We start from the raw sequence: 12368 nt of genomic DNA on the forward strand, positions 1-12368 counted from the left end.
CGCTCTCCGAGAATTTCCCCGACCTTCTCAGGAGGTCTCCATGCCACGGAGATCGAAAGTTCTGTCCGGCACCCTCGTCGCGAGCGCGTTACTGCTGACCTCGATCGGTATCGGCACGGTCGCCGCCAACGCGGACACACCCGCCGCGACCGCCGCGTCCGCCCCCGCCCGAGCCGCGCACGCCGGGCACACCATGGCGGTCTCGACCGCCGCCTCGCCCGAGGACCCGGACGGCGACGGCTACATCCCCGCCAATCCGCCGGTCACCGGTGTCACCCCGTCCACGAAGGAGCCGCCGCACCGCTACTTCCACGAGTTCCAGGCCAACTGCGGGGTCAGCCACACGGCGCCCGACGACCCGATCGTCTACGCGCAGCAGCCGGGGAAGTCCCGCGACCACACCTTCATGGGCAACACGACGACCAACGCGTACAGCACCACCGCCTCGCTCGACGCCGGGTCCACCACCTGCCTGGCGCCCGGCGACCGCTCGGGCTACTGGATGCCGACCATGTACGACGGCGACCGCCCGGTGCTCCCGGTCGGCCCGCAGGTCATCTACTACAAGGCCGGCGTCACCGACTACACCAGCGTGCGGCCCTTCCCGAAGGGCCTGCGCTACGTCGTCGCCAGCCCGATGCAGAGCGCTGAGGAGTTCCGCGACCACCCCGGGTTCGTCGAGGGCTGGGAGTGCGGCGACAGCTTCTTCAACGTCGACTTCCCGACCGACTGCCCCGAACGCCAGGACGTCCAGGTCAACATCCGCTTCCAGGCGCCCAGTTGCTGGGACGGCAAGAACCTGGACACACCGGACCACAAGAGCCACATGGCGTATCCGGTGGTCAACCCCGGGACCAACAACAACATCTGCCCGGCCGACCACCCGGTCGCCCTGCCGATGATCGAGTTCAAGATGGCCTTCCCGGTCAACGGCGACCTCTCCCGGGTACGGCTGGCCAGTGGCGCGAGCTACTCGTTCCACTACGACTTCTTCAACGCCTGGGACGAGGCGACCCTGGACGCCATGGTCGGCCACTGCATCGTCGGCGGGCTCCAGTGCGACGCGCGCGGCTACGACCAGAACCACCCGGAGGCCGGAGCGGCGCTCAACGAGGACTACGAGCTGCCCTGACCGCCCCTCGGCCCTGAGACCGGCCCGGCCGTCCCTGTCCCCGCCACGGCCGGGCCGCCCCCCATACCCCGCAGACCGGAGACACATCCCGATGAGCCGACCCCGTACCCCCACCAGCAGACTCACCCCCGCCCGCAGACTCACCGCCCCCCTGACGGCCGGCCTGCTCACGCTCGGCGCACTCACCGCCCTGCCCGCCGCGCAGGCGCACGCCGCAGGCAGCGTCGTGAAGGTCACCGGCAGCCAGGGCAACTGGCAGCTGACCGTGGACGGCAGCCCGTACACCGTCAAGGGCCTCACCTGGGGCCCGTCCCCCGCCGACGCCGAGCGGTACATGCCCGACCTGGCGTCCATGGGCGTCAACACCATCCGCACCTGGGGCACCGACGCGAGCAGCCGTCCGCTCCTCGACTCCGCCGCCGCCCACGGCGTCAAGGTCGTCGCGGGCTTCTGGCTCCAGCCCGGCGGTGGTCCGGGCAGCGGTGGGTGCGTCAACTACCTGACCGACACCGCGTACAAGGACCAGATGCTCGCCGAGTTCCCGCGCTGGGTCCAGGAGTACAAGGACCACCCCGGCGTGCTGATGTGGAACGTCGGCAACGAGTCGGTGCTGGGCCTGCAGAACTGCTACAGCGGTGACGAACTGGAGCGCCAGCGCGACGCCTACACCACCTTCGTCAACGACGTCACCAAGAAGATCCACGCCGTCGACCCGAACCACCCGGTCACCTCCACCGACGCCTGGGTCGGCGCCTGGCCCTACTACAAGAAGAACGCCCCCGACCTGGACCTGTACGCCGTCAACTCCTACGACGCCGTCTGCGACGTCCGGGCCGCCTGGGAACAGGGCGGCTACACCAAGCCGTACATCGTCACCGAGTCGGGACCGGCCGGCGAGTGGGAGGTGCCGGACGACGCCAACGGCGTACCGGAGGAACCCACCGACCAGGCCAAGGCGCAGGGCTACACCGACGCCTGGAACTGCGTCACCGGGCACCGCGGAGTCGCCCTGGGCGCGACCCTGTTCCACTACGGCACCGAGTACGACTTCGGCGGCATCTGGTTCAACCTGCTGCCCGCCGGCCAGAAGCGGCTGTCGTACTACGCCGTGAAGCGGGCCTACGGCGGTGACACCTCCGGCGACAACACCCCGCCGGTGGTGAGCGGCTTCGGCGTCGAGGGCGACGCGGGCAAGGTGCAGGCCGGCAAGGACCTGGTCCTCACGGTGCGCGCCAGTGACCCGGACGGCGACCCGATCGCGTACGAGGTGCTGGCCAACAGCAACTACATCGACCAGAGCAAGCAGTTGACCACCCTCCCCGTCACCGACCTCGGCGGCGGACGCCTCAAGGTCACCGCCCCCGACCGGCCCGGCGTCTGGAAGCTGTACGTCAAGGCCACCGACGGCAAGGGCAACGTCGGCGTCGAGACCCTCTCGGCGCGGGTCGTGCCGCCCGCCGTGGACGGTACGAACGTCGCCCTGGGCAAACCGGCCACCGCGTCCTCCTTCCAGCCCAGCTACGGCGACTGCCCCTGCACCGCCGCCAACGCCGTGGACGGGAACCCGGACACCCGGTGGGCCAGCGACTGGAGCGACCCGCAGTGGGTCCAGGTGGACCTCGGCACCCGCACCGACTTCCGGCACGTCCAGCTGTACTGGGAGGCCTCCTACGCCAAGGCCTACACCGTCCAGACCTCGGACGACGGACAGAACTGGCGGACCGTGTCCACGGTGACCGACGGCAACGGCGGCGTCGACACCCTCGACGTGTCCGGCACCGGCCGCTACGTACGGGTCAACGGCACCGCACGCGGCACGGGTTACGGCTACTCGCTGTACGAGTTCGGCGTCTACGCCTGACGCCGGGGACGAGGGGAAGGGGGGAGACCCGGGTGGGGACGAGTGACGAAGAGATCGACCGGCTGCTCGGCAAACTGACACCGCGCGCCCGCGCGCTGCTGCTGAACGGCGCCACGACCTGGCGCACGAAGGCGGAACCGGCGGTGGGTCTCCGGGAGTTGGTGATGTCGGACGGTCCGGCGGGCGTACGGGGCGAGGCCTGGGACGAGCGGAGCACCTCCATCCTGCTGCCCTCCGCCTCGGCGCTCGCCGCCACCTGGGACGAGGCGCTGGTCGAAGGCCTCGGCGGCCTGCTCGCCGCCGAGGCCCGGCGCAAGGGCGTGGACGTCCTCCTCGCCCCGACCCTCAACCTGCACCGCAGCCCGCTGGGCGGCCGGCACTTCGAGTGCCTCTCCGAGGACCCCGAGCTGACCGGCCGGATCGGCGTCGCGCTGGTCCGCGGGATCCAGGCGCACGGCGTGGCCGCCACCGCCAAGCACTACGTGGCCAACGACTCCGAGACCGACCGCCTCACCGTCGACGTGCGGATGGGCGAACGGGCGCTGCGAGAGGTCTACCTCGCCCCCTTCGAGGCGGCGGTGGCCGCCGGGGTCCGGCTCGTCATGGCGGGGTACAACGCGGTCAACGGCACCACGATGACCGCGAACGCCCTGCTCACCGACCCGCTGAAGAGCGAGTGGGGATTCGACGGCGTCGTCGTCTCCGACTGGGGCGCGGTGCGTGCCACCGCCGACACCGCCCGCGCCGGCCTCGACCTCGCCATGCCGGGACCCGACGGCCCCTGGGGCGAGGCGCTGGCCCGCGCGGTGGCCGAGGGCGCGGTGCCCGAGCCGGCCGTCGACGACAAGGCGCGGCGCCTGCTGCGACTCGCGGCGTGGCTGGGCGCGCTGGGCGGGCGCGACGCGTCACGGTCACCGGCCCCGGGCAGGCCTGCCGACTCGCCGGTCCCGCACCGGCCGACCGACTCGTCGGCCCCGGAGCGTGCCGGTGACGGTAGGGCGCTGGCCCGTCGGGCCGTCGCAGCCGGTGCCGTACTGCTGGCCAACAGGGACGTCCTGCCACTCGACCCCGAGCGCCTCGGGACGGTCGCCGTGATCGGTGCGCACGCCGTGCGGACCCGTACCCAGGGCGGCGGCAGCGCGGGCGTGTTCCCGCAGGACGAGGTGTCCGTCCTCGACGGCATCCGGGCCGAACTGCGCGGCCGGGCCCGCGTCGTGCACGTCCCGGGCCCCCGGCCGGACGGCCCCGCACCTCCACTGGACCCGGACACCTGCACCGACCCGCGCTCGGGGCTCCCTGGCGTCCTGCTGCGGATGCTCGACGCGGACGGCCGCGAGCTGTACGCCGAACGGCGCCGCGGCGGACGCCTGCTGGAGCCCCGCCTGGTGCCGGGCGCGCACACCGTCGAGATCCGCGCCCGGCTGTGTCCCCGCACCGGCGGCTCCTGGTCCCTGGGCGTGGCCGGGTTCGGCCGGATGAGCCTGACGATGGACGGACGCACCCTGCTGGAGGGGGACTTCCCGCCGTCCACCGACGATCCGGCGGTGGTGCACGTCAACCCGCCCGCCCAGTACGCCACCGCCGACCTCACCACCGGCCGGGACACCCTGCTGGTGGCCCGGCGCGAGCTGGCACCCGGCACCGGCCGGGCGACCGTCCTCGTCGCGGCCCCGCCCGCCCCGGACGTGACCGCTTCGCTCGCCGAGGCCGCCCGCGCGGCGGGTGCGGCGGACGCCGCGGTCGTGGTCGTCGGCACCACCGAGCACGGGGAGTCGGAGGGCTACGACCGTACGGGCCTGGCGCTCGGCGCCACCCAGGACGCGCTGGTCCGCGCCGTCGCGGCCGCCAACCCGCGCACCGTCGCCGTCGTCAACAGCGGCGGCCCGGTGGAACTGCCCTGGCGGGAACAGGCGGGCGCGGTGCTGCTGGCCTGGTTTCCCGGACAGGAGGGCGGGCGTGGACTGGCCGACGTGCTCTTCGGACACGCCGAGCCGGGCGGCCGGCTGCCCACCACCTGGCCGGCCGCCCTCGCCGACGCCCCGGTCACCCGCACCCGCCCCGACGGCGGCCGCCTCGACTACGACGAGGGCCTGCACCTCGGTCACCGGGGCTGGCTGCGCCACCACCGCACGCCCGCCTACTGGTTCGGACACGGGCTCGGCTACACCACGTGGCGGTACGAGGAGCTGACCGCCCCGCCGGTGACCCGGGCGGGCGATGCCCTCACCGTGCGCGTGCGGGTGCGCAACACCGGTGCGCGAGCCGGCCGGGAGGTCGTCCAGGTGTACCTGGCCCGGCCCGCGTCGGTCCTCGACCGTCCCGCGCGGTGGCTCGCCGGGTACGCGGCGGTGCGGGCGCGCCCGGGGGAGACGGTGACGGCGACGGTACGCGTCCCGGCGCGGGCCCTGCGCCACTGGTCGGTCGCGGAGCACGCCTGGCGTACGGAGGCGGGGCCCTGCCGGGTGCTGGCCGGGCGGTCGGCGGGGGACGTGCCGCTGGCCGCGGAGGTGGAGGTGGTGGAGGCGGTGCCTCCGGCCTCCGCGTGAGGGCTGCGGTCGGAGCGAGGCGGCCGGAGCGAGGCGGCCGGAGCACGGCGGGCAGAGCGCGTCGGGCAGAGTGCGCAGGGCAGAGCGCGTCGGGCAGAGCGCGTCGGGTGCGCGGAGAGCGCTCTACCGTGCGCCGGACCCCGCCGGTTAGGGTGCGGGCATGAGCAGACAGGCCCCGACCCTGGAGGACGTGGCCCGGGAGGCCGGCGTCTCCCGGGCCACCGTCTCGCGGGTGGTCAACGGCGTCCGCAACGTGGACCCGGCCATCCAGGACCTGGTCCGCCGCGCCATCGAACGGACCGGGTACGCCCCCAACCAGGCAGCCAGACAGCTGGTCACCCGGCGCACGACCACCGTCGCGCTGGTCGTCTCGGGCGCGGGCGACGCCACGGACACGGAGCAGAACGCGTTCGCCACGCGGGTCTTCGCCGACCCCTTCTTCGGCCGCGTCGTCGGCGGCGTGGTCGGGCATCTGCGGCCGCGCAGGATGCATCCGGTGCTGATGTTCGCCGAGACGCCCGAGGCCCGGCAGGAGGTCGTGGCCTACCTCAGGCAGGGTGGCGCGGACGGTGCGCTGGTGGTGTCCACGCACCCCGACGACCCGCTGCCCGCGCTGCTCGCCGGAGCCGGACTGCCGGCGGTGCTGTTCGCGCGTCCGGGCCGCCCCGTGCCGCTCAGCTACGTCGACCTGGCCCACCGCGACGGCGGCCGGCTCGCCGCGGAGCACCTGCTGGAGCGGGGGTGCCGCCGGATAGCCACCGTCGCGGGCCCGCTGGCGGTCGCGGCCAGCCAGGAGCGGCTGGCCGGCTTCCGCGACACCCTGGCCCGGCACGGGCACCCGTACGTGCCGGTGGCCGAGGGCGGCTTCACGGTGGACAGCGGCATGGCCGCGATGACGGCACTGCTCGCCGAACACCCCGACACCGACGGCGTGTTCACCGCCAACGACCTGATGGCCCAGGGCGCCGTCCAGGTGCTGCGGGACCACGGGCGCCGGGTGCCGCAGGACGTCGCGGTCGTCGGCTTCGACGACTCCAGCGTGGCCGTCACCTGCCGGCCCCGGCTGACCACCGTACGGCAGCCGGTGGAGGAGATGGCGGCCACGATGGCACGTCTCCTCGACGACCACATCAAGGGCGCGCGCGGCGAGCCTACGTCGGTGATCTTCGACCCGGAGCTGGTGGTACGGGAGTCGGCATAGCCAGGGCGGTCCGGGTCAGGGGATCGCGGCCTCGACGTGGGCGAGGTGGGCGGCGAGGATCTCCTCGAAGGCGGCGCCGCGGTCCGCGCCCAGCGGGCGGATCTCGCGGGCGAAGTGGGCCAGCGCGGGGAAGCGCTCGGGATCGGCGCCCAGCACCGCGACCCGGAACTGCTCCATGCCCTGCTCGTGCTCCTGGGCGCCGACGGCGCCGAATCCGCCCTCGGCGGTGATCAGCGAGGAGATCAGGATCACGAGCCGGTGGTAGCGCCCCGGGATCTCGTCGTCCGGCAGGCCCGAGGCGCGCAGGGCCTGCAATACCTCTTCCATCATCAGCCGGGAACCAGTGCCGCCCGACCCGTGGCGCCCCCAGACCGCGGCGAGCTGCGGCTGCTGCCCGAAGGCCTCCCGCAGCCGCAGGGCCACGGCGGTGAGGCGCTGCTTCCAGTCACCCTCGGGCCGGTAACCGTCCATGGCGGACAGCAGGATCCGGTCGGCAACCGCGCGCAGCAGTTCGGTCTTGTTGCGGAAGTGCCGGTAGAGGCTGGAGGAGTCGGTTCCCAGTGCCGCGGCGAGCTTGCGCACGCTGAACGTCTCGGCGTCACCCGCGAGCAGCAGCTCCGCCGCCGCGTCCAGGATCTGCTCGGTCGACCAGCGCCTTCGGCCTGCCATCTCGTCGTTCTCCCTGTCGCCATCGGTCGCCATCGGTCGCCATCGGTCGCCATGGGTCGCCGTCGGACGTTATCGGTCGCCGCCGGACGCCATGGGTCGCTCCCGCCCGGCCCTGCCGGTCGGCTCAGCCTAGTCCACGCGCCTGCCGTTGCACGCGCCGCGCGCATGCCCTCATGCCCCGCCGCGCTGCCCCGCCAGCCGCCCGCCGAGGGCCGCCCGCCACGCCGGGGCCGGCGCGGGGGAGTCGACCGGCGGACGCCGACCGCCGCGGGCGAAGAACGCCGCCAGGGGCAGGATCGCGGCGCCCACCGTCACTGCGTCGGGTCCGAGGCGGCCCAGCGCGATGCCCACCCGTCCGGCGGGGTGCCGCAGGGCGTGGGCGAGCGTGTGGGCCCGTACGGACTCCAGGAAGGCCGGGCCCAGTTGCAGTCCGGCCCAGCCGCCTACCAGGATCCGCTCGGGCTGGAAGAGGTTGACCAGGTCGGCCAGCCCCGCGCCCAGGTACTCGGCGGTCTCCGCCAGCACCCGCGACGCCACCGGGTCAGGTTCGCCCCCGTCCGCCGGCCTGGCCGCGGACAGCATGGCGGTCAGCGCGGCCTCCTCGTCGACGCCGGACGGCGGCTGTCCGCCCGCCTCCCGCCACCGCGCGAGCAGCGCCTCCGCCCCGGCGTACGCCTCCAGACAGCCCTGGGCGCCGCACCGGCAGCGGCGCCCGCGCACCCGTACCGTCAGGTGTCCCCACTCCACCGCGCGTCCCTGCTCGACCTCGTCGGTGACGACGCACGCGCCGACCCCGGAGCCGAAGAGCACGACCACGGCGTTGCGCGCGCCGCGTCCGCCGCCGAACCACATCTCCGCCTGCCCCAGCGTCCTGGCGCCGTTCTCGATGAACAGCGGTACGTGCGCGGGCAGCCGGCCCGGGTCGCGCAACAGCGCCTCCAGCGGGACCGCGTCCCAGCCGACGGTCTGGCCGTGCACCAGGGTGCCGTCGGCGGCGTGCTCGACGATGCCGGGGACACCGATGCCGACCCCCAGCAGCTCCCCGCGGCCCTGCGCCCGGCCGTCGGAGCCGTCGGCGCGGTCGGAGCCATCGGCACTCAGCACTTCCGCGACCCCGTCGAGGATGTGCCCGGCGACGACACCGACGTCGTAGGAGCGCGACCCGTGGCCGGGCAGCACGCGCTCCGTGCGGGCGAGTTCGGACATCGACAGGTCGAACAGCTCCACGCGTACCCGGGTCTCGCCGACGTCGACCCCGACGAGCCGCCCCCGGTCCGCCGCGACGCGGACCAGGGTGCGCGGCCGTCCGCCGTCCGCGCCGAGGGTGCCCGCCTCCTCCACCAGTCCGTCGGCCATCAGCTCGGCGACCACGGTGCTGACGGAACCCGAACTCAGGCCGGCCGCCGAGCCCAGTGCGAGCCGGCTCATCGGCCCGTCGAAATACAACCGTTGCAGAACGGTGCTGCGACTCTCCCGCCGCAGGTCACGGACCGTGCGCCCGCCGTGCCTGGCCATCCGGCCCCTTCCCTTTCCGCCCCCGCAGGCCCCTCGAACGTGCGCGAGACCTTGACGAGTCTTTCTCTCGGGGTTTAACTCACGTCCTAAATTAAGCCATGAGGGGCTTCGGAAGGGAAACAGCCGAAGCCGCCGTCGGGACTTCCCGACCGACTCCCGGAAGGAACCCAGGAGCCATGCGCAGCATCCGAGCCGCGGCCGTAGGCGCCGTCACCATGTCTCTCGCACTCGCCGCCACGGCCTGCGGAGGGGGCTCCTCCTCGGGCGGCGGATCCAACGACTCGCCGAAGGAACTCACCTACTGGGCCTCCAACCAGGGCGCCAGTGTCGAGGTCGACAAGAAGGTCCTCCAGCCCGAACTCGACAAGTTCGAGAAGGAGACCGGCATCAAGGTGAAACTGGAGGTGGTGCCCTGGTCCGACCTGCTGAACCGGATCCTCACCGCCACCACCTCGGGACAGGGCCCCGACGTCCTGAACATCGGCAACACCTGGAGCGCCTCCCTCCAGGCCACCGGCGCACTACTGCCCTGGGACGCCAAGAACTTCGACAAGATCGGCGGCAGGGACCGCTTCGTCGAATCCGCGCTCGGCTCCACCGGCGTCGAGGGCCAGGACCCGGCCGCGGTCCCGCTGTACTCGATGGCCTACGCGCTCTACTACAACAAGCAGATGTTCGCCGACGCCGGCATCACCAAGCCCCCGGCCACCTGGGACGAGCTGGTGGCGACCGGCAAGAAGATCTCCAAGGACGGCAAGTGGGGCCTGGGCGCCGAGGGCTCCAACCTGTCCAACAACATCCACCAGGTCTTCGTCCTCGCCAAGCAGCACGGCGCCGACTTCTTCACCGCCGACGGCAAGCCCGACTTCACCTCCGACGGCGCCGTCGCCGCCGTCAAGCAGTACGTCGACCTGATGGCCGTGGACAAGGTCGTCGCGCCCGGCAACGCCGAGTACGCCCAGAACCAGTCCCTCAGCGACTTCGCCAAGGGCAAGACCGCGATGGTGCTGTGGCAGACCGCCTCCGCCACCTTCAAGACCATGGGCATGAAGGACGACGAGTGGGGCGTCGCCCCCGCACCCGTCCCGTCCGGGGCCCCCGGCGCCGACAAGGCCACCAACTCCATGGTCGCGGGCATCAACATGGCCGTCTTCAAGAACAGCGACAACATCGACGGCGCCACCAAGTTCGTGAAGTTCATGACCGGCGACGCCGAGCAGAAGCTCCTCAACAAGGCCTACGGCTCCATCCCGCCGGTCAAGGCCGCCCAGTCCGACCCGGCCTTCAACACCCAGGCCACCGCCGTGCTCCGCGAGACCCTCGCCACCAGTGCCGCGGCCCTGCCCCAGGTGCCCGACGAGTCGCAGTTCGAGACCGCGGTCGGCACCGCCGTCAAGGAACTCTTCGCCGACGCCGCGAACGGGCGCGAGGTGACCACCGAGTCCGTCAAGGAGAAGCTCGCCAAGGCACAGCAGCAGATGCCCAACAAGTGAGCGCCCCGACCTTCGTCCCAGCCCCACCGACTCCGACACGGACACGGACCCAGCGATGACCACCACGACCGCCTCGGCGCAGCCCGGCGAGCGGACGGTCGGCAAGAGCTCCCCCGGGACGGCGCGCGGACCCCGCCGCCGCCCCGGGCGGATCCGCCGCATCGGCCTGCCCTACCTGCTGCTCCTGCCGGCCCTGCTCCTCGAACTCCTCGTCCACCTGGTGCCGATGGTCATCGGCATCGTGATGAGCTTCAAGGAACTCACCCAGTTCTACATCCGCGACTGGACCACCGCCCCGTGGACCGGGCTCGACAACTTCACCATGTCGGTGGACTTCGACGCCCCCGTCGGCGAGGCGCTGCTCCACTCCTTCCTCGTCACCTGCGCCTTCACGATCCTCTCCGTCGGCCTGTGCTGGCTGATCGGCACCGCCGCCGCGATCTGCATGCAGGACGCCTTCCGCGGCCGGGGCCTGCTCCGCGCGATCTTCCTGGTGCCGTACGCCCTGCCGGTCTACGCGGCCGTCATCACCTGGGCGTTCATGTTCCAGCACGACAACGGCCTGGTGAACCACGTCCTGCACGACCAGCTCGGCCTCACCGACAAGCCCTCCTTCTGGCTGATCGGCGACAACAGCTTCGTCGCGCTGCTCGTCGTGTCGGTGTGGAAGGGCTGGCCGTTCGCCTTCCTCATCGTCATGGCCGGACTGCAGAACATCCCCAAGGAGCTGTACGAGGCCGCCGCCCTGGACGGCGCCGGCGTCTGGCAGCAGATCCGCCGCATCACCCTGCCGTCGCTGCGTCCGGTCAACCAGGTCCTGGTCCTGGTGCTGTTCCTGTGGACCTTCAACGACTTCAACACGCCGTTCGTCCTGTTCGGCAAGGCGGCGCCGGAAGCCGCCGACCTGATCTCCATCCACATCTACCAGTCGTCGTTCGTCACCTGGAACTTCGGCGCGGGCTCCGCGATGTCGGTCCTGCTGCTGCTCTTTCTGCTGCTGGTGACGGGCGTGTACCTGTTCGTGACCTCCAGGGCCACCAGGACCCCACGGGCGCCGCGGAAGCACGAGGAAAGGAAGACGGCCGATGTCTAGGTCCCCGATGGCGGCGCCGCGTTCCTTCACCTGGACCCGACGCGTCTTCCTCACCCTGCTGACCGGCTTCGTCCTGCTGCCGGTGTACGTCATGGTGTCCAGTTCGCTGAAGCCGCTGGAGGACGTCTCCAGCCAGTTCCACTGGCTGCCGAGCAACCTCACCGTCCGCCCCTACATCGACATCTGGTCGACCGTCCCGCTGGCGAAGTACTTCGTGAACTCGCTGATCGTGGCGGGCGCGGCGACCGTCTGCTCGGTCGTGATCGCGGTCTTCGCCGCCTACGCCGTCAGCCGCTACGAGTTCCGCGGCAAGCGGGTCTTCTCGGTGACCGTCCTGTCCACGCAGATGTTCCCGGGCATCCTCTTCCTGCTGCCCCTGTTCCTGATCTACGTCAACATCGGCAACGCCACCGGCATCGCCCTGTTCGGCTCCCGCGGCGGCCTCATCCTCACCTATCTGACCTTCTCCCTGCCCTTCTCCATCTGGATGCTGATCGGGTACTTCGACTCGGTCCCCCGCGACCTGGACGAGGCGGCCCTCGTGGACGGCTGCGGGCCGCTGCGCGCCCTGTTCAAGGTCGTGGTGCCCGCCGCGGTCCCCGGCATCGTCGCCGTCGCCGTCTACGCCTTCATGACCGCCTGGGGCGAGGTCCTGTTCGCCTCGGTGATGACCAACGACGCCACCCGCACCCTCGCGGTGGGACTCCAGGGCTACTCCACGCAGAACGACGTCTACTGGAACCAGATCATGGCCGCCTCGCTGGTCGTGAGCGTCCCCGTGGTCGCGGGCTTCCTGCTCCTCCAGCGCTATCTCGTGGCGGGCCTGACGGCCGGAGCGGTGAAGTGACCACCGTCCCC

The 12368-nt window shown here is 72.2% G+C and carries 9 protein-coding genes; 7 read left to right on the forward strand and 2 right to left on the reverse strand.

Annotated elements, in window-relative coordinates:
- Nucleotides 1-40: 40 nt before the first annotated feature.
- The 4 genes from ACH4D3_RS03815 (at nt 41) to ACH4D3_RS03830 (ending at nt 6740) form a co-directional block, all read left to right on the forward strand.
- Nucleotides 41-1132, forward strand: a complete 1092-nt coding sequence (locus ACH4D3_RS03815) for a DUF1996 domain-containing protein (RefSeq protein ID WP_398315978.1) — start codon at nt 41-43, stop codon at nt 1130-1132.
- Nucleotides 1133-1223: 91 nt separating this feature from the next.
- Nucleotides 1224-2993, forward strand: a complete 1770-nt coding sequence (locus ACH4D3_RS03820) for a discoidin domain-containing protein (RefSeq protein ID WP_398315980.1) — start codon at nt 1224-1226, stop codon at nt 2991-2993.
- A 32-nt stretch (nt 2994-3025) separates the two neighbouring features.
- Complete coding sequence (locus ACH4D3_RS03825) at nt 3026-5539, forward strand: glycoside hydrolase family 3 C-terminal domain-containing protein (RefSeq protein WP_398315982.1); 2514 nt, start codon at nt 3026-3028, stop codon at nt 5537-5539.
- A 160-nt stretch (nt 5540-5699) separates the two neighbouring features.
- Entirely contained in the window at nt 5700-6740 is a 1041-nt protein-coding gene (locus ACH4D3_RS03830; protein WP_398315984.1) for a LacI family DNA-binding transcriptional regulator, read from the forward strand.
- 15 nt (nt 6741-6755) lie between these two features.
- Here the strand turns inward: ACH4D3_RS03830 and ACH4D3_RS03835 are convergent, their stop codons facing one another.
- Together ACH4D3_RS03835 and ACH4D3_RS03840 are read right to left on the reverse strand one after the other, a co-directional pair.
- Complete coding sequence (locus ACH4D3_RS03835) at nt 6756-7409, reverse strand: TetR/AcrR family transcriptional regulator (RefSeq protein WP_398315986.1); 654 nt, start codon at nt 7407-7409, stop codon at nt 6756-6758.
- Nucleotides 7410-7580: 171 nt separating this feature from the next.
- Nucleotides 7581-8924 carry an ROK family protein gene (locus tag ACH4D3_RS03840; RefSeq protein ID WP_398315988.1) on the reverse strand — a complete coding sequence of 448 codons (1344 nt, stop codon included), beginning with the start codon at nt 8922-8924 and terminating at the stop codon, nt 7581-7583.
- A 176-nt stretch (nt 8925-9100) separates the two neighbouring features.
- Here ACH4D3_RS03840 and ACH4D3_RS03845 point away from each other — a divergent pair, with 176 nt between their 5' ends.
- Genes ACH4D3_RS03845 through ACH4D3_RS03855 form a run of 3 tightly spaced genes read left to right on the forward strand, consistent with a single transcriptional unit; the run spans nt 9101 to nt 12357 of the window.
- Nucleotides 9101-10417: an ABC transporter substrate-binding protein gene (locus ACH4D3_RS03845; RefSeq protein ID WP_398315990.1), complete on the forward strand. Its 1317-nt coding sequence runs from the start codon at nt 9101-9103 to the stop codon at nt 10415-10417.
- Between the two features lie 55 nt (nt 10418-10472).
- On the forward strand, nt 10473-11510 hold the full coding sequence (locus ACH4D3_RS03850; protein WP_385354475.1) for a carbohydrate ABC transporter permease: 1038 nt from the start codon (nt 10473-10475) through the stop codon (nt 11508-11510).
- A 7-nt stretch (nt 11511-11517) separates the two neighbouring features.
- Nucleotides 11518-12357, forward strand: coding sequence for a carbohydrate ABC transporter permease (locus ACH4D3_RS03855; protein WP_398316631.1), 840 nt, complete (start codon nt 11518-11520; stop codon nt 12355-12357).
- Nucleotides 12358-12368 lie beyond the last annotated feature (11 nt).

Source organism: Streptomyces sp. NPDC018026 (genome assembly GCF_044327745.1).
GTDB classification, from domain to species: Bacteria; Actinomycetota; Actinomycetes; order Streptomycetales; family Streptomycetaceae; genus Streptomyces; species Streptomyces rubrogriseus.

Coding starts and splice junctions, on each gene's coding strand:
- ACH4D3_RS03815 (WP_398315978.1), top strand. CDS start 41: ATGCCACGGAGATCGAAAGTTCTGTCCGGCACCCTCGTCGCGAGCGCG.
- ACH4D3_RS03820 (WP_398315980.1), top strand. CDS start 1,224: ATGAGCCGACCCCGTACCCCCACCAGCAGACTCACCCCCGCCCGCAGA.
- ACH4D3_RS03830 (WP_398315984.1), top strand. CDS start 5,700: ATGAGCAGACAGGCCCCGACCCTGGAGGACGTGGCCCGGGAGGCCGGC.
- ACH4D3_RS03835 (WP_398315986.1), bottom strand. CDS start 7,409: ATGGCAGGCCGAAGGCGCTGGTCGACCGAGCAGATCCTGGACGCGGCG.
- ACH4D3_RS03840 (WP_398315988.1), bottom strand. CDS start 8,924: ATGGCCAGGCACGGCGGGCGCACGGTCCGTGACCTGCGGCGGGAGAGT.
- ACH4D3_RS03845 (WP_398315990.1), top strand. CDS start 9,101: ATGCGCAGCATCCGAGCCGCGGCCGTAGGCGCCGTCACCATGTCTCTC.
- ACH4D3_RS03850 (WP_385354475.1), top strand. CDS start 10,473: ATGACCACCACGACCGCCTCGGCGCAGCCCGGCGAGCGGACGGTCGGC.
- ACH4D3_RS03855 (WP_398316631.1), top strand. CDS start 11,518: ATGGCGGCGCCGCGTTCCTTCACCTGGACCCGACGCGTCTTCCTCACC.